Consider the following 23,169-nt stretch of genomic DNA (forward strand, 5'->3'; position numbering starts at 1 on the left):
CTCTTTGGCCCGAAAATTCACGTGCCCCTCCTCTTCCAGGGCCGCGAGTGTCGGGAACGCTAACCGTCATTGTCGGCCCATATGCACCCATTCAGATCGAAGTTGGGTAACATTGGGTAAGTCACAAAACAGCACCGCAGGAGCTGCTGCAGGAAGCCAACGCGGGAGACGATCAATGCAGACGCATGTTTAGGCGCACGAAGCCACCGCCGCAACGACCGGTCGATCGGGGACAGCTGATCGAGCTTTTGCATCAGCAGCTGGTTCAAATGTTCTATCTGAGCTCGCCGTTCGTCGCAGACGCTGCGATCTTGCTCTCCAGCGGTTCTTTCAAGTGAGACGAGAGCTCGCTGCAGGCCGGTGATGCATTCCTTTCGCAATCTCCTATCGCGCCTGCGAGCTGGTGTCTCGACTGGCCAAACGGCGGAGCGATAATTGTTGCCCCAGCAGCTTGGGAAGCTCGGCGTTTTGTCGAGCTTTCAAGCAGTTAGCTGCAAAACCCATGCTATATCACATCAACTGCGTCAAAGGCTTACGGGCTCTTCGCAAAACCTATTGAGCGGTGCGCGATGAGCAGCACCAGCCGCACGTTTGCGCTTCGCGCCAGACCGATCACCGTGCCCGTACACGAGGTCCAGACCTACATTCTGAACGGTTGGCGGCTTGCCGATGAGCCCCATTGTTCGGGAGCGCAGATGGTCCCGCCAGAGCGCTTCCTGGGCGACGATCCGCCTCCCGACCCGCCCCAAATGCGAAGCCCCCCCATCCGGCAAGATGAGAGGGCCAAATCGCAAAGGCGGGGTAGTGGGTATCAGCGCCAGAACACTACTCCCCTCCACCCTGATCTGCAAGACGCGGCGAATCGCTCCACCGAATATTTCGGGAGAGCGACGCGATGACCGAAGCAATCCACAAGAAAGCGCGTCGCGCGCGGCCGTCGCTGCGATCGGCATGGAAGGCCGCCAGCGTCACAGAGCGGCGCCGCTTCATTGCCGAGCTGCTGGTCGACCTTGTGCCGCGAACACCGGCGCCGGCTACGATGACGAGATCAACTCCTCCCGGGGACCCAACCGTCGACGAGTTCTTTGCTCGATGCGTGGTTAGAAGCCCCGGCGACCGCGTGCAGTCGTCGGTGCTCTATGAGCGCTACCAGCGTGTGTGCGCGTTACTCGATCGAGGGCCGATCTCCCACAAGGCCTTCTCGCTCCGGGTCAGTAGTCGCGGCTGTGTCAAGCTACAGAGCAGCGTGATTTGGTGGGTCGACATCAAGCTCGTAGAGGGTGCCCAGTGCTAGACAACAGTCCTCGCGCCGACCTGCAGCGCCTTCGCCAAGCTCAATCGAGAGAACTACGAGCCGCCACCGAGCTGCTCGACGCGCGTCAAGCCTGCCTGGATCGGCTGGCCACGATCCATGCCGAGATCGAGAGTTACGAAAGCGAAGAACGGTCGCGAAATCGGCGCCGGCGCTTCGCCAGCCAGAAGCTTGCGAACGCACACTATCGCGACGGCACGCCGAAAGATCAGCCCGGTCACTTGGCGATCGTTCGGCACTATACCTGGACCCAGAAGGCGCGGCGCGCACCGCTACGGCGCGGATCGAGATCGCTTGTCGCGCTGCTGCGGCTCCGCGAGCTCGAGCGGCTCTGGGCCGTCCGCTACGGCGGAGTCCTCCCGAACGACGACGCCGGTGCGGATGACCTTTGGATCGCCGCTCAGTTGATCCGCCATCGTCAGGGCGATATCTCCGAAAAGGTCGTCGCATGGGCGCGCGTTTGGGCGCCGTGGTGCTCGGCGCACGAAGCCGTCGCGCTCGCTGCGCACGTCGTCAGTCATCCTTATAATTTCTCTGCCGACACGCTCGCCGAGAAAATCGGGCTGACCTATGCCGAGAGGCAATCGCTAGGCATCACCACGATCGGTGCCATGGATGTAGATCCCGCCGAGCGCGAGCGCCTTCGCCGAGCGCGCTATAACGCAAATCGGAAACAGAAGCGCCGCGACAACGGCGCGGTCCCACGCGAGCTGCTGGACGTGGCGCCGACGAACGAAAGCCTGCGTCCCTGGGAAGACAAAGGGATCAGCCGCGCGACCTGGTATCGCCGGCGCCGCGCGACGAGGGTTTCGAGGGTTTCCGAGCGTTTGCCGACGGTTGAAAAGGGCGGCGACGAGGGTTTTGCGACGGTTTTGGGCCAAGCGGTCGGGAGCTTGGGAGTCCGTGGGAGCTTGCCGGCCGAATTCGGCGGCGAACGAGCGGAAAAGCGCGCGCCAGACACGCGTGAGATTCGCGTGGCGTCAGCAGGCTTCGAAGAAGCCAGGGCGTCGCAAAGACCTGTCTCAAGCGGTGGTTCGGCTCCGGTCGTTCCGGGCGCGGACGTCGCTCGGGGTGTCCCTTTCGCTCCGCCTCGTCCTCACTCCCTGCGCCGAACCACCGCACATGCGCCGGTGGAAGGATGCGGCTTAAGCGTTCCTCAAAAACTCGCACCGAACGCGCGGTTGGGCTTGAAGCTATCGAGTGAAGAAAAGACCTCGATTTTAGAAGGCACCTTTCGAGCGTGGGATAACTGTCGCCTCTGCGGCGAGGAGTTCATCGTTAGGCGACGTCAAGAGTTCGTCTGTAGCGAGGATTGCGGAATAGTGCATTCGGTTCGTGTCGCAAGGCGGATGCAATAACCGAGATAGAAAGGTTTCCGACTTATTCGAAGGCTCTGGGCAGGCTTTCGAACCACGCGGAGATACTGCGCAAGATCGGTACAGTGTCTCCGGATCTGACGGCCAGCAAATCGAGAGGGAAAATCGAGATGTTGGAGCTATCGAATGAAACCACTGTCGACCGTTTTCTCGCCAGACGTGATTGCGGAATTGTCCAGGCCTGCGCAGCTGCGGAATCCGCGCTACGCTGAGATTGTCGAAGCAACGACGCCGAAGTGGCATGTCGTCGAGGTCTTTGCGGCCACGCAAGTCGAGAGATCGTAATCACTCGTGCATGGTCGGCCTTCGACGACCTAGGCGAGGTCGACGCCGAAGGACGAAATGAGACCTTGCTGAAAGCGTTGGGTCTCGCAGCATGACCTCACATCGGGCAGTGGGGGGGTAGTAAATCTCTGGAACGAAGGGAAGCTCCTACCGCATGGGTCGTCACGTATAAGAACTTTTTTCGCGGCTCCAATGCGGGAAAATCAAGATCAATCAAGTTAATCAAGAGGTGTCCGACGACTGCGAAGAAGCATGGCGGCCGCCGCGATGGTGCGGGGCGAAAGCGGAAGGTGGTTGATCCGACGGTCGTCGACCAAGCAACGGTCAACCTCCTGGTCGCGGACGTTCCGCCCGACCAGGTTGAACAGCCCGCGCAGCGCCATGCGCGAACGGCGGTCCTCGCCTCGGTGAAAAAGATGTTGAATGCCGGTAGCGAGAGTGCTCGCGTCACCGCGGCAAATGGCATTTTGGATCGAGGTTATGGAAAACCGGCCGTCGACATCGGGGGCGACGCACCGACGCTGTTCTCGCTTGCGCCGGCTACGATCGCGGCCGGCGGATTGGACGCCGTAAGCCTCGAGGTCCGCCTCGAGGCTCGCAAATATGCTCGGCTTGCGATCGAGGTTTTGGCGAGAATTGCCGAGTTCGGTCGCAGCGAGTCCGCCTCGGTTTCTGCTGCGACATCGCTGATCAATCGTGGCTGCGGCACGGTGGGCACAGCGAAGCTTCCGGAAGAACTCAAGGAAACTCGGCTCGGCAAGAAAGAGGCCGCGATGGTGGCGGCCAATCTCGCCGCTACAGGCAAGTATGCGACCCCACCCCCGCCTGGTGGCAAGCGGCCGCTCGATGATGATGAGAACGATGAAACGAAGCACTGAACGCGTCAGCGGCCGCGAACCTAGCGCGTCGCAGTTCGTTGGCCTTCCTCTGCGAGGGTCTGGGAAAAATCGGCCAACCCCTGCGGCGAGAGGGGCGCGGGGCGCGAGCGACATGCCGATCACCGGCTTCACAGCGCCGCGGACTCGGCAGGGTCGATACCCTATCTTCTACTCGACTGCCTGCAGGCGTTCGCGCAACATCGCTCAGCTCAAGGGCTACCGCGCCGAGGGCCGGAATTTTCCGCGCACCACAGCACCCGCGAAGCGCCGTCCGATTGCCAAGACATGCGAGGTGTGCCGCCAGCGCTTCGAGACTTCGAACCCCGCAACCATTTGCTGCGGCGTCGTGTGCGGGCAGGTGCTGGCCTCCCGCCGCCGCAGCGCGACCAGGACGGCGAAGAGCGTCGCCGCTCGGCAGCGGAACTGCGAGCATTGCGGAGGCGCCTTTGTGGCACGCCATCCGAGTGGGGCCGCCATCGCCGGCAAGGTGCGTGAGGGGCGCTTCTGCTCGCGCCGTTGCGCCGCCGATGCAAAGCGAATGGGAGGGCGGCAGCTCAAGTTGGGACTGCGGTCATGAGCCGTCGGCGCGCCGAGATGAAGCCCGAAGAGATCGATCGCGCGCGTGAGCAGGAACGGATGCGACAAGCCCGCCGACGGCAGCGCGCGAAGCGGGGCGATGTGCTGGTGCAGTTGCCGCCGGATGTTGCTGACGAGTTGGGCGACGATAACGGCAACGTCGCTGCCCACGCGGTAGAAATCCTGCGAACCTACCTGCGCCGCCTGCAGCGTGACGAAGCGTGACAACGTCTGGGACAAGATTGTCCGCGCAGCTGGGCAGATCGTTGGCTCGTGTCGTCGAGCTCGTGCGCGATAGCGGCGACGCACAGCTGATCAATCAGGTGGCCGAAGTTATCGAGAATCGATCGCCGGCAGATCAAGCTTCTCCGGTGAGGCATTGATATGGTGCTGACCGAGGACGATCTTCGCGGCCGGAATTGCGCTGTGCAGGCGCTCGCTATCCTATGTCGGATGACACCGGACGAGGTTTCGGCAAAACTCGATGCCCATGCAATCTTGCTGGGCGAGCCGTCGGCCTTTGTGGAGAACGGCCTGTGCCTCACGCAAGTGGTAGACGGATATCTGAAATCGGCGGGATGGGCACGTTGGAAGCGCCAAGCCGCTGACTACGGGATGATCCCGTTGCCACCGACTTGTCTTGTACAAATGCCGGGGCACGTCTTCGCTATGATCAACGGCTTTGTGTGGAATGCATGGTGCTCACCGCCGCCTGGTGTTCGCACCGAGGTACTCGGCTTCTGGTCTCCGCCTGGAGCGGATTGTGAGATGGCTGTCGCTGACTTCATGGTGAGCGAAGGATGGTGATTGTCCGTGGGGGGGTCGAGAAAAATCGACCCTAAGGGAGTGCGGACGGCATGGGTAGCAACGCGCACTTTTCCGGGAGTTGGACGAATCTTTTTTTGGTCAGTCAGAGAATGTTACATGAAGCGCATCGATCCGGCAGAGCTTGACGACATTGAGCGGGAGCTTGACGAGCTTGAGGCCGTGCTGCGCTCGCAGCGCCAAAGCCGCAGGCGTGCTGCGCCGGCCGTTGGAGGCGGTGCCATAGCGACGAGCAGCACCTACACCGAATGTCTGCGACCGCGGCCAGCGGCCTTCGCCAAGGCTGGTCAGCGATGGGCCTGGGTCTGATCCGTGCGGCCGCGCAAGCCGGCTATGGTGGTTCGAGAATGGCCGCCTGGCGCCTGATGCGCGATCAGCGCGTGCTCGACGAGATCCAGCGATTGAGTTCGCGTCGCATCTTGGGAGCCCCTTGATGGCTAGGAAACAATTAAACTCAGCGACGTCGAAGAGCGACGGCGCGTCTGTGAGCCACTGTCGATCGTCTTTCGTCGCTCGCCACCCCAGCGGCTCCGCGATCGCCGGCAAGGGCGCGCGCGGGAGGGTCGCTTCTGCTCGCGCCGCTGCGCCGGGGGGCCTTTCGGACGGCGACGGCCAAGGCGATCGGCGCAGGACGAGTTGCCGTTCGAGGAGGCTACGCCTCCCATGCACAGAGGGAAATTGATCATGGCGCGACCTGATGCCGTAAGCTTGCGAGGGAAAAATCGGCCAACTCCTGCGGCGAGAAGGGCGCGGGGAGCCGCGAATGACGTTCCGATGACGGACATCGTGCTGATGTCAGTCGCGCTCGATGACGTGCGGAAGAGAGCACAGGCGGGCGATCCGAAAGCGATCGAAATCATGGCCAGGTTTTTTCGTGACCCGTCGACGACGCAGACAAAGCGCTTGCGCAACGATGATCTGAGAGCCCTCGCTCAGAAGCTGATCGTCAGCCTGCAGTGCTCGCCCCACCGGGCGGCCACGATGCTGACCATGGCGGGCGAAGTCCTGCAGCAGCCCGGCCGTTCGCTTTCACCAAGTTCGTTCGGCCGTTTGTCGCCAGACGAGCTGCGCGACCTGGAGAACGAGGTTCGCAGGCTGATCGGGTACAGACTCCCGTGGCCTTGCCAGCGCTCCATGATCTCAATCTGCAAACTTTGATATTGAATTTGCAGACCTCATTGCGGTGTCCTCTCCGGGACGACCTCGGCGGCAGTCGAGGGAAATGGTGCCAGGAGCAAAGACCCGCCCATGAACGCGATCTCTAACCCGGATTCGGCCGCCGTCTCCGCCGAAATCGAGCCCATTTTTGTCGGCACCAAGTCGGCCAGCCTCGACCGCGCCCAGGCCGCAGTGGCGGCATTGCGAGACGAATTGGAGGAGATCAACAAACGTCTCGCGCCGGAACGGATGGCTGCTTGGAAAGCCGGGGGTAATATCCCGAGCTTCGCCGAGGCCCCTCTCAAGGCATGTCAAGAAAAGCTGACCGTTGCCAGGCAGAAGCTCGACCGAGAGCGCGAAGCTTACCAGCCTAAGCTTCAAGCGGCGATCCGGCCCGCTCGCCAGAAGGCCGGCAGATTCGTGGCAGAAGCGCTGATTCCGGTCGAGAATGCCATTGCCATTCTCGCGGAGATCAATCGACACGCAGTGATGTCCGGCATCATTTTGCCGGACGCGACCGCCTCGAATCTCTGTCATCTTCGGGACGCGCTGCGAGAAGCTGCGCGCCAGTGCGGAGTCCGAGCATGATGATTGTCGGGTCGGAAGGGACAGTCCTTCCCCTGGGCGACCCGACAATGACGCGGCCGGCGCGGACGCACCGCCGGCCGCGTCTTTCATACGTTCCTGTTAGGAGAGGCAAAGATGTCCAACATTGTGCCCATGGGTGAGCAAAAGCTCGGCGCGTCCAATAACAGAGAGCGCGTCGCCGCAGCCTTGCAACGAATCGACAAAGTTCGCGCTCCCGCTGCGAGTACGATGTCTACGCCTGCGTCCGGATCGGCAGTCGGGATTGCGCATGCGATCGGTGATGCGGTGGGAAACGCCGTCAAGGGTGCCATTCCTTACGGCCGCTCAATAGATCTCGAGCTGGACGTTGCTCACCGAGGCGCCGATGGATCAGCAACCACCGCACGTCTGCGGGTCACCTGCGGAAGCAGCAGATGACCCGTATCGCGCGATACCTTGGCTATGCGGTGCTCTTCGGGAGTACAGTGAAGATCGATGGTCGTTACGAACGATTTGCGCAAGGCGCCTTTTCGGACGCCGATCTGCCGGCGGCAATGCTTCCCATCAAATTCAACGACCACGGCCCGAACGCCCGAACGATCGGCGAAGCGAGGACCTTCCAGGATGACGTCGGACTCGGGTTCTACGCGAACGTGCGGCCCGAATGGTCCAGCTTCATCAGGGCGAAGGGCTTCACCAAGGCATCGATTATGTTCAGCGATCCCACAGTAAAGGCCGACTTCGACCTGGGCGCGAGACGCGAGACGATCGTTAAGGCAAAACTCATCCACATTGCCATCTGCGGTGACGAGGCAATCTACCAGGACAGCTTAGTTTGGCGTCTCGATGATCATGCTGCGATGCTGCGGGGAAAGAACAGGGATTTGGTTTCGAACTGGGCCAAGGGTGCGGCTGCGGCCATCAAGCGTCTGCAAGCACGGCGCTCGGCGGCGCCGAAAAATAAAGCCGGGCTCGAAGCTATATTCGAAGTGCACCGACCTGAGATCGAGCGCATCCGCGCCGTGGCAAGAAGCAATCCAGCCGCGATGGCGTCGGCCGTATGGGGCCATCTCGGGTTCTCCAAGGCCGCTGACAAATTCTTCGGAAAGGTGCGTTGATGCCCGTCCCTCGGATCGTGATCGTCGGCGCCGACAAAGGCGGCGTCGGCAAGACGATGCTCAGCCGCGCGCTGCTGGACTACTTTGCCGATCGAGCTGTGAGTTGCCGCGCCTTCGATACCGAGGCGCCGGTTGATGCGCGATCAGCGTGTGCTCGACGAGATCGGGCGATTGAATTCGCGGCGCGGATGTACCGACGCGCGACCGGGGGGCCGGGCGGCGGTGGTAGGAAACGGCGCCGTCGCCCGCTTCCTTCAAAAACAACAACGTAGAGTGGGAGCGAAAATGAAGGAGTTCATGCGTACGGCAATAGTCGGGATGATCGCCGGGGCCTTTATGGCTTACGTTCTTAATGTCCTGAACATCTTGCCGGCGAACAGCCTTCCCAATGCGAAGCGGAAAGGCGGCTTCACGTGCATCGAGGCTTCGTTAGTGGCCGACAGTCAACTTCAACAGTGGAGGCAAAAGTGAAAGGGGTCACGCGCTCGGTAGCAGTCGGCATGGCAGCAGCCTTCGCCGTCAATGTCCTCAAGTTCTGCCGGCCAAGGGTACTCAGAACGAATTGATCCCTCCGACATCCGGCATCTATACCGGTGTGGAATTCTCGCAGCGCCTCGGCAATGCCTTCAGATCACTTGCCAGCTGCAATAAGGGACCGGTTGCGCCGGCAAACGTCGGCGGCAGTGTAGTGGATGGTCAATGTTGGATCGATGATTCAACGACGCCATGGGTCGTGAAGCGCTACGTCAACGGCGGGTGGGCGGTGGAAAGCGCACTCGACCCGAGCGACAATTCATACGTGGGCGTTGTTGGGGGTGGCATTGCCACTCTCGCGAGCGCCTCAACGGTCGATTTCGGGTCGGTGACTCAGGCCAATGTGACTATCACTGGCAGCACCACCATTGACGGATTTGGTTCATCGGCACCTATCGGCGTGGTGAAGTTTCTTACCTTCGGCGCCGCCCTGACGCTGACGCATTCCTCCAGCCTGAAAATTCCTGGCGGTTATCCAATCACCACGGCCGCCGATGATCTCGCGACCGTTACGCATCTTGGATCCGGCGCATGGAAGGTGATGCATTACACGCGGGCCAGCGGCGTTCCAATCGATGTTTCCGCGGTCGGCAAGATCGAATATGGCATGTTCGAACAGGTGCCTGCGCTGCATCAGGCGGGCTACGGCCAGGCGCTCTCGCGTAGCGCCTATCCCGCCTTCCTCGCCAAAGTGACGCGAGCGCAGAACGGCACGCGCACATCGGGCAACGCGACGCTGACGGGCGTGGTCAATACCGATGGCCTCGGCGCCGGCATGCCGGTCGAGGGGACCGGGATCGGCGCCGGCTGCACCATTGCCAGCGTCAGCTCGAGCTCGATCACGTTGAATTCATCGTCTTGCGTGACGTCGTCCGGCACTGCGACTATGACCGTGTTCCTAACCGGCTACGGATCCGGTGGCACCACGGGCACGGTCGGCGTGCCGGACTGCCGGGGCCGCGTCATGGCAGGCCGCGATCTGATCGAGTCGCCGGCCAACCGACTGACGTCGACCTATTTCGGCGCCAATGCCACCATCTTTAACGTCACCGGCAGCTCATCGGAATCGCACCAGATTTCCACGGCCAACTTGCCGCCCTACACGCCGAGCGGCTCGATAGCGGTCGGGACAAATGTCGGCAATCCAATAAATCCCATTTTCACCACCCCGGGCGGCGCTTCGCCGTTTAGTGCGCCGGCAGGTAGCGCCTATGGCTCATTGCCCATCGCGATCTCTGCGACGTTCACGGGCACGCCGCAGGGCGGCACCAACACGCCGCTGCGTACGGTGCAGCCGACGCTGATTGCGCAGTGCGTGGTTCGGGTTGTTCCGTGAGCGCGGAGAAAGATGAGCGACCACTCGATTGTCCGTCAGCAGATCAAAGCGGCCAGCGCCCGCGATTGGGCTGCGCGCATAGCGCGGCTTGTTCACGGAAAGGCCAAGATTGAAGGCCCTGGGGGCCGGCGGCGAGTCGGTCACGATCAGCTATGCCCCCGTGATCGACGCGCACGGGGCAGAGCCATCACAGATCGTCTTTGTGCACAACGCGAGCAGCGACAAGCCGATTGCCCCTAAACTCAGACACGATTCGTTCATCGTGATGTATCTCCCCGAGCGGGAATTCACCCTCTGGGGCTACAAGCGTCGACGACTTGCCAACCAAAACAATCACGTATCCATCCCCAGCCAACCTTCCGCGTGCGGCCCATTCCATGATCTGGCTGTAGTACGGCTCCTTCTTCCAAGCATGCGGAAATCCTGTGTCACATCGGATTTCCAAACCTCGACCGTCGTTTGAAGACACCAATACCATCTTGGAGCGATCGGGCTTCCAGTCGGACGAAAGCTGTTCTTCGCCTACAAGCCACAAACAATGAAACGTTCGGCATTCGGTGGGTCTGTCCGAATAGACGCTACACCCCTTGCCCGGCTTGCAGAGTTTGCACCAGGAGCCAACAGGTTTCTGCAACTCCGTGATCTCCATCAGCTTGCAACACAGCGTGCAGGTTCCGCATGTTCTGCCAAAAGCGCTTGCTCCAGGAGATTCCGGATTCATCATTGGCAGTCGTGCTCCGACGGTTGGCGCGCGCCGCGCAAGGGATCGGACCAACCCCACTGCGTCAGGGCTCACGAAATAGTTTTTAGGACTCGTTCACGGCGATCAGATTTTCCTTGAGGAGGCGAACGATTCTCTGCGCTTCCTCATAGGAGATCCCGGGCCGAAGATCGAAGCCGACAGTCTTCTCGAACAGGGCGAGATTGTCTCCATCGTAGCATTCCATAATGATCCACGGCTGGCCGCTAGCGAATTCGCCAACTCGGAAGTGTGGTCTGGCTCGTTTCGTCGTCATTGCTGGTCCTCCGGCTCAGGTCGCGGCAAATCCGCCTCCCTCGTCATGATACGAGCGACGCTTGCTGCGCCGTCGGAGTGTGTGGCTCCACGATCAAAACGACATAACTTTCGTTGTCGCGAGGGTTGAAGACCCGGCTCACTACCGTCCACATGGTGCGGTTCTTTGGATCGGATCGATCGGCGCCCCGCCTCACGCCTGGATCCAGGATGAGGTCGCCCGCCGCTGGTAAAAAGCCGCCGAACGACTCGAGCCCGTAATCTTCGACAGCATCTTCGATAGTGCCGTCCGGTTTCAAATAATGCAGCCTCACCGTCACGTCTGCCATAGTGGCGCGTCCTTGAGCTGTCATCTGTGGTAGCCGAGATAGGCCGCGAGCTCTTCCATCTGCTCCGCGATCTTGCGGCCCATCTTCTCGTCGACGATCACCGCGACGTCATTGATTTTGAAGTACATGAGGTTCTCGCCGTAAAAGGAAGAGCGGCCGAACTCGAGCTCGATCTTCGCATCCTTCTTTTTCAGGTCCGAGATCGTCTCTTCAAAAAAGCAGGTTGTCGCCATGGTTTATTCCTCTTGGCTTTCGCGCCTGACGCACACTCAAGGCGGCCGGGACGCTCGCCTGATTCGAGATTGGACCCTAAGATGGACACGTTAGGCGCGCGTGGTAGCGAAGATGCACGCTTATCCCACCAATTCACAAGGCTGAGACGCCCACCCTCACTCGCGCGCTATTTTTCACTTCACGCGGTCCCAAGAGCTTGCCATCCGATCCAGAGGATTCAGAGCGGGTTCGTCAGGCAAATCGGTGAAGGCAGCCTCGATGCGCAGCCGATCCCAGATCACCCTTCCGTCGACCCGCTTTGGCCTCGGCATGCGGCCGTCCGCGACCATCTGGTCGAATTTGGTGGTGGAAACACCGATGTAGCGCGCGGCCTCGTCGCGCGAGAGGCCACGCGGTGGATAGGCGAGCGTGTCGATTTTGGTGCGGTTAGAGGTCATCGGCCGCATCCTCGATGCGCGGAGTTGCGGGGACAGGCGTTGCGTCGACGGCGGGTAGCTCGGTGAATACCATTCCATCCGGCCGAACGGCCACGACCTTGAGGCCGCATGCAAGCGCTGCCCTGATCGCCCGCTCGATCGCGCGTTGGGAGTACGGATGACCTCGCTTCGTCATGTGGCGGCCCCTACCGGGGTTGGGAGGTCGAAGTCCGGCGCGAAAACTGTGTCTGGGAGGAACAGTTTCTTGGTCCGAGAAACTGTACCACGGGAGGAACAGTTTCACTGGCCTGGCCGGCCGAGCTTGCAGGTACAGTCTCGACCGCTAATTGACGACCTTGCCGTAATCGGCTGGGGGCTTGAAGTTGCCCTCCGACGGTGCGATTTGATCTTCGAACCGCGCCGCCTGCTTTCTTTCCACTGCTCGAACAATGAACTTCGATTGCAGGCTGGTCAGCTCTTGATCCCCTCGGATGACCTGCCACATGCGAATGCAGACGTAAGCGAGAAGTAACCCGATTGTGCCAGAAAGCGCCGGGCCGACCCAGTGGCAAAACGCGGGCATGTGACGATTGAACGCCTCTAGGACTGAGGCGGCGGTTACGAGGACGATCATGGCGAGTAGAACGGCCAGAATGAGCAACTTCAGTGATCTCATGATTTGCTCGACGGCCTTGGTGAGGCGTCTCACCTCGTCCACCTCGTAATGATCGGCAGAGGTAAACGGCAGGCCGCGAGCCAGCCGGACGAGCACTCCCGCCGCCATCACCGACAATGCCACAAGCAGGCCGGCCTTCATTTGATCCCAAGTAGCAACGTCAACAAGAGCGGCGGCCAGGAGGGCCGTTACGACTGGGATAAGAATGTTGTGCCATCTAATCATACTGGGTCAGTCGTGTCGGTGATCTTTCCATCATATAGGAAGCGGCGGTGGACCTCCAACATCTGCTTGAGAGCGTCTTCGAGGTCCAAGAGACTACTAGCCTCTCTGATCTTCTTCACGCTCATGTCTTGCGACAGCCTCGCATCCTCGCCCTTGATCTCGCCGTCCTTTCCGCGGATGCGGATTTCCCCCTCTGCGATATTGCGCAACCCGGCAGCAAGGTTGGACATAAACTCCTTCGTGATCTTTCTCTTCGTCGCTCTGTAGGAGATGTTGACGCGGACCTCGAGCGCGGCTTCGTCTGGCATCGCGTCGATGATTTGCTGCGCGCCAACGTCGCCAAGCAGGTCAACTAAGATTTTTTTGGATGCGGCGAAACCTCGCAAGATCCGATCACCAATCGTCTCCTTCTCCTCGACATCGACAATTTTGTCGACCGCCTTGGGCTCTGCCGAAACCGTTTCGGGCACGAACCCTCCGACCTCGACGGATCGGATATCGCCGAGATCGTCGCCAGTCTGAGCTCTATCGAATTCAAACTGCAGCTCAACAAAGTGGTTGTGACCTATGACGCCGGCCTGGTCGCGCAGAAGCCACGTAAGATACTCCTCCATCGCTTTTGTCGGAATCGACACGTGTTGGATCATGTAGAAGTGGTCACCGCACGCCAACCAATAGGCCATGCCGTGGAGGTATTCGGTGCCATCGGGGGCCTTTTGCTCAGCGATGTCGAACGCCTTCAGCACGTCATCCAAGCGTTTGTGCTCAACCTCGGCCGTGAACCGTAGAAGCGCCTGAAGTTGGCCCGGCAGAAACAGGCACATGTCGCCGAAGACGTAATGCTCGTCCACATGGTGGTGGTTCAGCAGTCGCTTGTATTCTTCCTGCCGGGGCACCGAGGTTATCCGGTTCACAACCGCGTGACCTATGATTGTCCGATCCGGCAATTTCGCCTTCAGCGCTGCTGCGATAGCTTTCGAGAGCGTCGCCTCCGCCGGAAACTGACCGTTGTCTCTTCGAAGGCGTCGGTAATGTATCTTGCACCGTTTGCTTGCCATGCTCCCCCCATTGCAGGGAAGAAGCTAACCCGATCCAGCCACACGCGAAAGTAGCAATTGGCGTCAGAATTCTTGCTTCGGCCTGATCAGCGTGCCGTAGGCCGCTGGCCGCGCGCGAAAGCTGCCCCCGAGGGGGCTTGGCAATCAACCGCAAATCAGAGAATCATGTTCACTGGGTTTGATCACCCGGACCAGTGAAAGCCGCTTCGCCCTTGGCGGGGCGTTGCCGAGTGCTTGGCGGCATCGGCAGGCGGCTGATGGGAGGCCTATGGCCTCTCGACGGACGCGCTTGGCGGCGCGGCTCCGACCGGCAGACTATGGCCGGGGGCGAGCGTGCTGTCCAGCGGGAAACCGTAAAAGCGTCTCGACCAGTCTCACTGGCTGGTGATCAACCCCCGTCTGCCACGGGGCGCGGCTTTGATCAGCCGATACCCAGTGAGCCCATCATCCATGACCCTAGAACGACCCATGTTCCCCCCCCCCCCCGGGACATTCTGCCCGCGCCGCACAGGCTTGCGACAACTGGTACCCGATCGGTACCGGTACCCGTCGTCCTCGATCCCATTGCGTCCTCCGATCTGCCCCAACCCGCCAGGATCGGCCGGCGCGGCCTCCTGGGCGCGTTCCCGCCGCTGGTGCCCACCGCAGCGGCGGCAGCTGCCGGCGCCTGCAGCGGCGCTGGCGCCGCCTGGCGCATCGTCCACGCCGGACTCGTGCAGGTGTGAGAATTCTAAAACTGGACCTGACCCCATGACCCAAAAAATAGACGTATCGCGGCGCGAAGAAGGCTCGCCCGCGCGTGAGGCGGGCGTAAGCGTATCGAGGAGTTCATGAACAGCGTTGCCGTCCTGCCCATAGTCGCCACCCCTTCCATCGCTCATTCGTCCGACCATCTCCCGCCCGACGATCGAAGGTTGGTGGATCTGGCGGCGCGCATTGAGCGCGTCCAGCCGGCCTACCAGAAAGCCTCCGAGGCAAGCGAAGCAGCATGGGATGCCTATTATGCGCAGGTACCGCAGCGCCCTGCCGAGCTAGCCTGGCGGCCGACGGATCCCGTTGGCTATGACATTGAGGAAGTCGACATCAAGGTTGAACATCCGTCTGAGACACAGAGGCGGCGCCGCCGCCTTTGGTGCCTCGCTTCCGACATCGAGAAGCTGCGGGGAAAGCCGCTCATGCGCTGGGAGTTCGTCGGCACCGACGAGGAGTGGCAGCGGGGGGATGGGGCCCGTTTCGATGACGATCGCCGCCCGTTGCCGGAGTGCGCTCATCTCTGGCGCGGAGTCCGGGACGTCGACGGACAGCTCAGGGCTGACGAATTGGTTGCCGCGCTCGACGGCTGGCAACTCGAGCTCGAGCAGCTGCGGCGGGTGCTTCGCGTCGATGAATTCGACGAACGCGCGGAGCAGGTGCAGGAAGAGCTGAATGACATGTGGAAGGAGATCTTACAGCTCCGCGCTAGCACGCTGGAGGGCCTGCAGGCAAAGGCCCGCGTCCTTTACAAGTCGGTTTGGAACGGCGACCCGAAAGACCAGCTTTCCGGCAGCGACTGCACGGATACACGCCTAATCTACGGGCTGATTGCGGATCTAACTGGGGAGCCTGTCGACAAGTTGGCGTTGGGGGACGCCAATCGGCCGATTGATTGATCGAACCGGTACCAATTCGGAACCGGTGTTCGACTGCGGGGCTGGAATCGATTTCCAGCCCCCGTTTGCTTGGGAGCTTGCGAGGGTTTTCGGGAAAATCGCCGTCCGCTTCCTGCGAGGGGGGAGCGGGGGAAAAGCTCCGATGGATGGATTGCTTTCTTCACCAAATCAGACCATTTTGCTTCTTGGCCAACGGGGATTCGATCAGAGTTGTTCTGGGCAAACAGCTCCCGTTTCCTTTAACTGCGGGATGCCAGGCTGACGGCCAACAAATCGAGAGGGAAAATCGAGATGTTGGAGCTATCGAATGAAATCGCTGACCCCATCGTCACCGGAAGTGACGGAGCCGAGGCCTGTCCGACCGTCTAGTGCTGCTGCCGATTTCGTCGGCGTCCTTGCTGCTACCTCAGCTAAAAGGACCCGCGGGCCCTCCACCTTTCGGAGAAGGGACTTGGCGATGGCTGTTCGAGTTGTCCAAGAGGGCGGCGGCGGACAGATCGAAATCATCACGCCTAGTGGCACGATGCGTATTACCGTGCCATCGCCTGGTGCCGTAGCACCCGCCTCTGTTGTAGAGTCCGACCTCGATCGAGAGCTAGCCGAGTTCGAGGCGCGGAATGGTAAAGGTTGATCTCAAGGGCATCGCCAAGGTCAAGGCGAAGGGTCACACCTATTGGTATGCCTGGCGAGGTGGCCCCCGGCTAGTTGGCCAGCCTGGCTCGCCCGAGTTCATCGCTTCCTACAATGCAGCGATCGAAGAACGACGCACGCCGGACAAGAACCGGTTTAGATTCTTGGTCGCGAGCTACAAGGCGAGCGCCGACTACAAGAGGCTTGCGCAGTCGACCCGTGATCAGTGGGGAAAGTGGCTCGATCGCATCGCGGACTATTTCGGTGAGCTGCGCGTCGCGCAATTTGATCGGCCGGAAAAAATCCGACCCATCATTCGTCGCTGGCGCAATCAATGGGCGGAGAAGCCGCGCACCGCGGATTATGCGATGCAGGTGCTTTCGCGCGTTATGGCCTATGCCGTCGAGCAAGGAAGCGTCGCCGGCAATCCTTGCGAAGGCATCAAGCGTCTATATGAGAACGACCGGTCCGAGATCATCTGGACCGATCAGGACATCACGCGCATCAAGGCAACGTGCTCTGTCGAGATAGCGCATGCTATCGACTTGGCGGGCCATACTGGGTTGCGTCTCGGTGACCTGGTGCGTGTGTCCTGGTCGCACGTCGGTGAGCACGCAATGATCATCAAGACGGGCAAGAGCAAGCAGCGGCGCGAAGCTATGATTCCAATCACCAGCGCGCTGCGTGAAGTCCTCGCTCGCATTCCGAAGCGAGCAACCACGATCTTGACGAACAGCCGGCGGCGCCCGTGGACGGCCGACGGCTTTGGATCATCGTTCAACAAAGCAAAAATCGACGCCGCGATGGTCGAGATGGATCTGCATTTCAACGATCTGCGCGGCACGGCAGCGACGAAGTTTTACCTAGCCGGCTTCACCGAGCGCGAGATCGCGGAAACGTTGGCTTGGGAAGAAGAGTCCGTCAAAAAGATCATCCGTCGCTACGTCGGCCGACAGGCCGCGATCAAGGCGATGGTCAGGAAAATGGAGGTGAGAGAGTGAACAAACTCGGCAAAACTGGATGCAAAACCGTCCGGCCAAATTCAGCTAAGTGCTGGAGCGGGCGAAGGGAATCGAACCCTCGTATGCAGCTTGGGAAGCTGCCGTTCTACCATTGAACTACACCCGGGACAGATCGTGACATCTAAATTAGGCTATCGCTTTGCTCATCAAGCGTTATCTGCTTGTTGACCGACCAACCGGCATATGTGCTCGCCACTGCGCCAGTTTGGAAGACGGCAGAAGCCGACGAAAGAAAATAATAGTCACAGAGATAAACATCGCCCTTCAAATGTGCTACCTGCTGAGATGTTCGGCCCCGTCGTATCGGAGGAGCGCTGGCGTAAACTGCGGGTCCATCAGAATGACATCGGCGGGTATCTCATTGAGGATGCGCAGGCCAGTGTCGATGGCATGGACGACATCGTCAAGCCGCTGACCATGAAACACTGCGTTGGCGCCGACTTCCCAAACGACGAGTGCCGGACCCTCGTCAATGACGTCACCTTGGAAGCGCGATAATTCCTCGGGCGCCTCCTGGCCGTCGATTCCGCGCTTAAGTACGTGGATCGTGTGAGACGATATTGGTCGCGTAGCGCGCGCTCCAACCTCTTCGGATAGGGAAGAATCGCTCCAGCGCCTGCCGTAGATGAGGAGCCAATCGCGACTACCTTCAGCTTTCCCGACCGCCGCAATTGATCGTCGGAGTGCCGCAGCGGATATTCAATCGGACAAATTCGTTCGGAATATCAAATGAGACCATTGAACTACCCCGTTCGTGCAAAGCGAAATCGGTAAAAGCCATAGGGCTGGAAAATCGAAGTACCGTGCCAGATGGTACCCGTCAGGTGCGTCGCGCAAGGGATTCACTTAGGAGCGAATTCAATCAAGGGACGTTTGCGACTTGGCGTAGATTGAGCCTAGCGGGGACGCAGACCTGCATGTGGCCCGTGGCGCTCATAGCGTCTAGATTCCTAAAGATCGTCTTCTAGGCACTCTTCTGCAGCCTCTTGTCAGTGGGAGGCCGCCGTATCATCGCCAATACAAACGCATTTGGAGAGCGTGACTTCAACAGCAAGACGCGCAGTCAGTCATTGGCCGTTGGTCGGACAGAGTTAGCGCGTTCCTCGTCGCGCCGAATGTGGGCCAGTTCACACAACTGCAGGCAGAATCGCGGTTACTGTGCTTTCGGATAGAAGCCTGTCATCAGCGCTTCATCGGGATCGTGAAAATGGCAGCATACAGTCGCGGGCCGATTGCCCTGAACTCAAGGGAGATGAACATGCGCCGTGCTGTCCAGGTCCCGGCACTCGCACTCGTCTTGGCATTGGTTGCCACGGAGGCATCCGCATGGTGGGACGCCGGCCACATGCAAATCGCCTACGTTGCGTACAAGAAGCTCGACGGTCCGGTGAAGGACAAGGTCGACGCGCTTCTCAAGCTTAACACGGATTATGCGAAGTGGACCGCAGGTGCGCCTGACGAGCGTACGGCAAAGCTCTACGCTTTCGTGCACGCGGCGACCTGGGCGGATGATATCAAAACCAAGGAGTATAACTATACGCGAGACAAGGTCGACAGCCCGACCGCAGGACAAAACATCGGCTACGCCGATCATAACCAGCATGCCTATTGGCATTACAAGGACGTAAATTACTCGCCGGATGGCACACCGCTTCCACCCCCTGATCCCGTTGACCTCGTTACTCAGCTCAAGCTGATGATCGAGGCCCTTCCGGTGTCATCCGGTGCGAGCGACGACGTCCGTTCGTACGACCTCGTCTGGACTTTGCATTTGGTGGGGGATGCGCACCAGCCGCTTCATGCGATTGGTCGCTACACGCGCCAAATCCCGAACGGAGATGCAGGCGGCAACGCGGAGCAAGTGATTCCAGCGAACGGCAACATCATGGCGCTTCACGCCTACTGGGACAGTCTTTTCGGCGGGTACGTCTCTCCTTTCGGCGCCGCTTTCGACGCCGACGACAGGAACGGCCTCGCGAATATTGCGGTCAACGAGGCTTCCGCGCAAGTCTCCGACCCTCAAGCATGGATCGACGAGAGCGCGGAACTCGCCAAGCAATACGCTTATGCCGCCCCGGTGGGGCTGGGGCCCGACCCGGTGCTCCTCACGCGTGAATATGAGACAAACGCCCGCAACATCGCACGAAGCCAGGCGGCACTCGGAGCCGCGCGGCTGGCCCGTCTCCTCAACGCTGCCCTGAGGTAGTGCACTGTCTAACCGGCCGCGCGGCAGACCGTCGCGATATCCGTTCGACGCGGTGGCCGCTTTGTAGCAGGCGCAGCAGGCGCTGAAGCTCGGTCCCATGTATCCAATTCTGTATCTCTATTTTCTTGGCGCTTCACAGTGTCTTGCCGGCCATGATACGGCTGTTCAGCCTCTCCGACGTTCTGCCACGCGGGACCCGACTTCCACCCCACTCACGGTTTACTGGCTGGAGCTTACGCCAGATTGGATCGGCTACAGGAAGGCGCGCGACGCCTTGAATGAGATGCGCCGATTGAACCGGAACGTGACGCTCAACTCGCTAGCAATGCTCTTCCGTTTGCTGACAAAGACATGGAAGTCTCGTTCGTACGCGCGATGGAGAAAGCGGGACTTCAGTAGCGCCCCCCGGGAAGCAACCCTTACGATCGCTTTTCCGGATGCCCGATACCCCGCGATTTACGAATTGATCTTTGGGCCACCCGAGACGGTTTGAAAGCTGATCGCGCTGAGACGTACAAGGCGCCAGTGTCTACTTCGCGGTCTGTCCGAGGTAGCGGAAGCTAATTAAAGAAAGCTATTTTTTGCGCGAGCATGATCGCCCTCCAAGCCACCCACCGGTAGGAAGCACCATCCTTTCCCGAGTCGCCCGTATTCGTCGATCTCGTTGACGTTGCCGAAGGCCCCCCGCCGGATGCGGTACCGCTTTCCGGTATCGCACCCCACGACGTTGAGATACCCCCCTTCTTCTCGAACTCGACCCTTGGCTGAGGCGAAAGCCAAGAACGCAGCAGTCGCAGCGCTCGAGCCTCAACCGTTTTCTCGTCGTTTGCTGCTTGATACAGCTTACCAACAGCCATGCTCCGAGTGGGTCCACCGGCCGATGCGACTAGACATTCTCTTCACTGGTGCTCACCCACCCACGAGCCGCGGGAAGAACAATGTCTCTTCAGCGGCCGGATCGAACCCGGTGATTCTGGTTACCTCACCAGGACCCTTACGTACCGCCGCGGTATATCCTTTGCTGGTAAATTGCAGAAAAAGCCGCTCCGCCTCTACCAATGCTTCTGCATTGGAGCTGTCGAAGAAGTGCGGCTGTCGCCGCTGTGATCCATCACGATTTGCACTGCCATGCTGAGACTCCCGATTGCACTTCACAAGCAATGTGGAGGCCGAGCCCTCGTTCCTAACTGAACCAATCGCCCCGAGACAGCTTCTATCTCTGCACATCCGGGCATCGGACCTTGCAGTGGCTTTGTCTGACATCGCTGAGGATCGCCTCAGCCTATGTCTCTACAGTTTTCGGAGATCGCATTCGGGGCTAATGGACGTCTCGGTCCAACTCGCGCAACAGCCGATGAAGGAAGTCGCTGGCGTGGTTATATTGTGCGACCCCGCCCAGTATCTGGTGAGCGAGCGGTGACACTATGTTACCAACGGCTTCAGGCCCAACCAGCTCGGTCCGTGATGACCACAACTCCAACAGACCGTCGGGAATGTGTTCGCTCGATCCAAATAGCTTGAGGAGCAGGTCTTCGGCGACATCGTTATGATCATGGTGGGCTTTGGCCGCGTAAAAGGCGAACAACCCACGAAAGGCGTCACGGGAAACGGAAGGCTTTGCCATCGCAATGTCCCCTAAAGAATCCTTCAAATAAATTTCCGAAATCTGGAGCTGAACGGACGCTATCCGCTCGAAATCCTCACACAAAGAAGATTTTACAGAAAACCGGGGAAAAGCGGCAACTAATTAATCCATGTTAGAAGTGGCTCACTGCCGTGCCTTTTGACGTAGCGCAAGACGGCTTTGTTCATTTTTCGTAAAATTAGCATGTAGCCGAACAACCTGCCGCTCGGGCTGCCGAGATTATCGGCCCGGGTCCCAGGGCAAACCGGGTCCGCTCTTCAAAGTCTCCAACAAGTGAGAGAGCCTAGCTGCGCGCGAGGCCGGTCGCCATCTCCGGCATGGAACAGCCGACATAGTCATGGTTGGCGCGATCGACTGAGCGGTCGACGAGCGCCGCAATGTGCGTCGAGCGCAAGAAGCGATGCTGCCGGAGGATCAACACGTCACCCTCCGTGATAAGGTGAGCGGTTCTAACGCGCCGCGGAAGCGCGGCCGGCGCTTCGCGGCGGACGCTGGCGCTGTATTAATAAGCAGAATGTAGCAGATCCGACTTCGCCCGCAGACGGTCGATACCGTGCGTTCAACGAAAAAGTGAAACATCGCCACTATGGCACATGCCATTCTCGCACCGGCACATAACGGAACTCGCATTGAAACGCGCATCGGTGAACGGTGCAGGCGAGCGACGCCGCACGCGCTATCTACGCTTTCGAAAGGAGGTAGTGCACAGGGAGCTAGATGGAAAGATCGCCCGAGTTAAAGAGCTCATCGCCAACGCGAGGAATTGGATGTTCAACTCGGCGAGCTTCTAGGCGGTGCAGTTCGCGAGCGCCGTATCCCCAAATGCTCAATATGTAATGAGCCCGGACAGCGCGCGAGCACGTGTCCTTCAAGAGCAAGCGACGCCCCGAACTAAAAACAAGCCCGCTTCGGCGGGCTTCTTCTTGTGCTCTATGAGCGCCAATCATCACCGCCCACGTCTGGCGGCAGCGCAGATTCTGGGTCACTAACTAACCGCTACTTTTTTCAAGTGAGCCTCTAGCTTCTGCAGTGCCGCTCGCTTATCAGGTAGATAGTCGTACCTATCGTATATTTCATCGAGGTCTGTTTTGCCGCCGCCCGTCACGTGGATTGAGCATGATCTCGGCCATGTCGCGCGAGATCCCTAGTCGGGAGAGCGTGGACTGGAACGTACGTCGGAGGTCCCTCACCTGCCATCCAGTCACGCCTGATCGCTTGTCGGGCCCCACTTTCAGCTTTCGCCACAGCCGTCGTTCAAGTGCGTACCCTTGATGTGAGCGGGGAAGTAGTAGTTGGTGTCTCGCCAATTGTCGCCCATCTTCTCTTGCCGATCGAGGATCGCACGAGCCATGGAAGGATCGGAATGGCGTGAGCGCGTCCGTTCTTCGTGAATTCACCCGGGGTCGTGAGTACACAACGCTCGCCATGCGCGTTGGAGCCGGCCGATCTCTCCGTTCCGGCATCCCCACAAGATGATGAGCCGAATCAATCGCCGAAGAACCCCTCACACGCGTGCCTGATTTTTCGGAGTTCGTCGTCGTTCGGGATAAGCCGCATTTTTTTATCTTCACGTGGATCCAGATAACCCTCAGGCGGACTGCGCTTGATGTAGCAGTGCGGAGGTTTCGTGCACCACCGAAGCATTGTGCGGAGTGCGCCGAAGGCGTGAAGCTGCTCACTGGGCACATCCGCGAGCTGCCGAGCTCACGCTCAATTGCTCCATCGTCGAGGTCAGCGAGCGTGCAGCTAAAGTTCAACCGGTTGAGGAGACGAACGCGTCTCAGATTTCGTGCGCTCGTAGTGACCTTGCCCCCAAGTTTTATCCAGTTCTGAGTTCGCCCCGGTCGTTGGATTTGCCCGGTTGGGCGGTGGGAGCGACGGGAGCTGGCGCGGAGCCTTCGGCATAGCGCAGCGCCAGATCCCGGCGCGGGTGGCAGGTGAAGGCGAACTCGGACGGCGTCTTCCATCCGAGCTGCGAGTGTGGTCGAGCGTCGTTGTAATCGGCGCGCCAGCATCCGAGCGCGACGCGGGCCTGGGCCAGCGACGTGAACAGCGTCTCGTTCAGCAATTCATCCCGGAGCCGACCGTTGAAGCTTTCG

The 23,169-nt window shown here is 60.0% G+C and carries 26 protein-coding genes and 1 pseudogene; 17 read left to right on the forward strand and 10 right to left on the reverse strand.

Annotation, left to right across the window (positions count from 1 at the left end):
• Positions 1-895 precede the first annotated feature (895 nt).
• From HZZ16_RS33570 to HZZ16_RS33630, 13 genes are all read left to right on the forward strand, one after another.
• Positions 896-1,294, forward strand: coding sequence for a hypothetical protein (locus tag HZZ16_RS33570; protein ID WP_197954668.1), 399 nt, complete (start codon positions 896-898; stop codon positions 1,292-1,294).
• On the forward strand, positions 1,288-2,670 hold the full coding sequence (locus HZZ16_RS33575; protein WP_197954669.1) for a hypothetical protein: 1,383 nt from the start codon (positions 1,288-1,290) through the stop codon (positions 2,668-2,670). Before HZZ16_RS33570 ends, HZZ16_RS33575 begins: the two co-directional genes overlap by 7 nt.
• A gap of 593 nt (positions 2,671-3,263) precedes the next feature.
• Complete coding sequence (locus tag HZZ16_RS33580) at positions 3,264-3,851, forward strand: hypothetical protein (protein ID WP_210342714.1); 588 nt, start codon at positions 3,264-3,266, stop codon at positions 3,849-3,851.
• 573 nt (positions 3,852-4,424) lie between these two features.
• Complete coding sequence (locus tag HZZ16_RS33585; RefSeq protein ID WP_197954670.1) at positions 4,425-4,652, forward strand: hypothetical protein; 228 nt, start codon at positions 4,425-4,427, stop codon at positions 4,650-4,652.
• A gap of 159 nt (positions 4,653-4,811) precedes the next feature.
• Entirely contained in the window at positions 4,812-5,234 is a 423-nt protein-coding gene (locus tag HZZ16_RS33590) for a hypothetical protein (protein WP_197954671.1), read from the forward strand.
• 117 nt (positions 5,235-5,351) lie between these two features.
• On the forward strand, positions 5,352-5,561 hold the full coding sequence (locus tag HZZ16_RS33595; RefSeq protein WP_197954672.1) for a hypothetical protein: 210 nt from the start codon (positions 5,352-5,354) through the stop codon (positions 5,559-5,561).
• Between the two features lie 465 nt (positions 5,562-6,026).
• Positions 6,027-6,410, forward strand: coding sequence for a hypothetical protein (locus HZZ16_RS33600; protein WP_197954674.1), 384 nt, complete (start codon positions 6,027-6,029; stop codon positions 6,408-6,410).
• Positions 6,411-6,500: 90 nt separating this feature from the next.
• Positions 6,501-6,998 carry a hypothetical protein gene (locus HZZ16_RS33605; RefSeq protein WP_197954676.1) on the forward strand — a complete coding sequence of 166 codons (498 nt, stop codon included), beginning with the start codon at positions 6,501-6,503 and terminating at the stop codon, positions 6,996-6,998.
• A 114-nt stretch (positions 6,999-7,112) separates the two neighbouring features.
• On the forward strand, positions 7,113-7,415 hold the full coding sequence (locus HZZ16_RS33610; RefSeq protein WP_197954678.1) for a hypothetical protein: 303 nt from the start codon (positions 7,113-7,115) through the stop codon (positions 7,413-7,415).
• Positions 7,412-8,095, forward strand: a complete 684-nt coding sequence (locus HZZ16_RS33615; RefSeq protein ID WP_197954680.1) for an HK97 family phage prohead protease — start codon at positions 7,412-7,414, stop codon at positions 8,093-8,095. Before HZZ16_RS33610 ends, HZZ16_RS33615 begins: the two co-directional genes overlap by 4 nt.
• A gap of 135 nt (positions 8,096-8,230) precedes the next feature.
• Positions 8,231-8,566 carry a hypothetical protein gene (locus tag HZZ16_RS33620; protein ID WP_197954682.1) on the forward strand — a complete coding sequence of 112 codons (336 nt, stop codon included), beginning with the start codon at positions 8,231-8,233 and terminating at the stop codon, positions 8,564-8,566.
• A 262-nt stretch (positions 8,567-8,828) separates the two neighbouring features.
• Positions 8,829-9,965: a hypothetical protein gene (locus tag HZZ16_RS33625; RefSeq protein ID WP_197954684.1), complete on the forward strand. Its 1,137-nt coding sequence runs from the start codon at positions 8,829-8,831 to the stop codon at positions 9,963-9,965.
• Between the two features lie 109 nt (positions 9,966-10,074).
• Positions 10,075-10,428, forward strand: a complete 354-nt coding sequence (locus HZZ16_RS33630) for a hypothetical protein (protein ID WP_197954685.1) — start codon at positions 10,075-10,077, stop codon at positions 10,426-10,428.
• A gap of 343 nt (positions 10,429-10,771) precedes the next feature.
• Here HZZ16_RS33630 and HZZ16_RS33635 read toward each other — a convergent pair whose 3' ends face one another.
• From HZZ16_RS33635 to HZZ16_RS33660, 6 genes are all read right to left on the reverse strand, one after another.
• Complete coding sequence (locus HZZ16_RS33635; RefSeq protein ID WP_197954686.1) at positions 10,772-10,981, reverse strand: hypothetical protein; 210 nt, start codon at positions 10,979-10,981, stop codon at positions 10,772-10,774.
• A 43-nt stretch (positions 10,982-11,024) separates the two neighbouring features.
• Positions 11,025-11,309: a hypothetical protein gene (locus HZZ16_RS33640; RefSeq protein WP_197954687.1), complete on the reverse strand. Its 285-nt coding sequence runs from the start codon at positions 11,307-11,309 to the stop codon at positions 11,025-11,027.
• Positions 11,310-11,329: 20 nt separating this feature from the next.
• A complete protein-coding gene (locus tag HZZ16_RS33645; protein WP_197954688.1) occupies positions 11,330-11,542 on the reverse strand; it encodes a hypothetical protein in 213 nt (70 codons plus the stop codon).
• A 174-nt stretch (positions 11,543-11,716) separates the two neighbouring features.
• Positions 11,717-11,989 (reverse strand): helix-turn-helix transcriptional regulator, encoded by a 273-nt coding sequence (locus HZZ16_RS33650; protein WP_376707608.1) that lies wholly within the window; start codon positions 11,987-11,989, stop codon positions 11,717-11,719.
• A gap of 313 nt (positions 11,990-12,302) precedes the next feature.
• The gene (locus HZZ16_RS33655) at positions 12,303-12,776 is read right to left on the reverse strand and encodes a hypothetical protein (protein WP_197954689.1); all 474 of its coding nucleotides are present in this window, start codon (positions 12,774-12,776) and stop codon (positions 12,303-12,305) included.
• An 80-nt stretch (positions 12,777-12,856) separates the two neighbouring features.
• Positions 12,857-13,918, reverse strand: a complete 1,062-nt coding sequence (locus HZZ16_RS33660) for a hypothetical protein (RefSeq protein WP_197954690.1) — start codon at positions 13,916-13,918, stop codon at positions 12,857-12,859.
• 830 nt (positions 13,919-14,748) lie between these two features.
• Here HZZ16_RS33660 and HZZ16_RS33665 point away from each other — a divergent pair.
• The 4 genes from HZZ16_RS33665 to HZZ16_RS33680 all read left to right on the forward strand — a co-directional run bounded on the left by HZZ16_RS33665 (position 14,749) and on the right by HZZ16_RS33680 (position 19,425).
• Positions 14,749-15,567 (forward strand): hypothetical protein, encoded by an 819-nt coding sequence (locus tag HZZ16_RS33665; RefSeq protein WP_197954692.1) that lies wholly within the window; start codon positions 14,749-14,751, stop codon positions 15,565-15,567.
• Positions 15,568-16,184: 617 nt separating this feature from the next.
• The gene (locus HZZ16_RS33670; protein ID WP_197954696.1) at positions 16,185-17,198 is read left to right on the forward strand and encodes a tyrosine-type recombinase/integrase; all 1,014 of its coding nucleotides are present in this window, start codon (positions 16,185-16,187) and stop codon (positions 17,196-17,198) included.
• 306 nt (positions 17,199-17,504) lie between these two features.
• A complete protein-coding gene (locus HZZ16_RS33675) occupies positions 17,505-17,717 on the forward strand; it encodes a hypothetical protein (RefSeq protein WP_197954697.1) in 213 nt (70 codons plus the stop codon).
• 760 nt (positions 17,718-18,477) lie between these two features.
• Positions 18,478-19,425 (forward strand): S1/P1 nuclease, encoded by a 948-nt coding sequence (locus tag HZZ16_RS33680; protein ID WP_197954699.1) that lies wholly within the window; start codon positions 18,478-18,480, stop codon positions 19,423-19,425.
• A 909-nt stretch (positions 19,426-20,334) separates the two neighbouring features.
• On the opposite strand, the pseudogene HZZ16_RS37710 reads toward HZZ16_RS33680, so the two are convergent.
• The 4 genes and pseudogenes from HZZ16_RS37710 to HZZ16_RS33695 all read right to left on the reverse strand — a co-directional run.
• Positions 20,335-20,555: pseudogene (locus HZZ16_RS37710) on the reverse strand (hypothetical protein).
• Between the two features lie 188 nt (positions 20,556-20,743).
• Positions 20,744-21,049, reverse strand: a complete 306-nt coding sequence (locus HZZ16_RS33685; RefSeq protein WP_197954704.1) for a hypothetical protein — start codon at positions 21,047-21,049, stop codon at positions 20,744-20,746.
• 304 nt (positions 21,050-21,353) lie between these two features.
• Positions 21,354-21,491 carry a hypothetical protein gene (locus HZZ16_RS33690; RefSeq protein ID WP_197954706.1) on the reverse strand — a complete coding sequence of 46 codons (138 nt, stop codon included), beginning with the start codon at positions 21,489-21,491 and terminating at the stop codon, positions 21,354-21,356.
• Positions 21,492-22,889: 1,398 nt separating this feature from the next.
• The coding region (locus HZZ16_RS33695; protein ID WP_197954708.1) for an integrase core domain-containing protein at positions 22,890-23,169 on the reverse strand (280 nt) is incomplete at its 5' end.

It is taken from the genome of Bradyrhizobium glycinis, assembly GCF_016031655.1.
GTDB lineage: Bacteria > Pseudomonadota > Alphaproteobacteria > Rhizobiales > Xanthobacteraceae > Bradyrhizobium > Bradyrhizobium glycinis.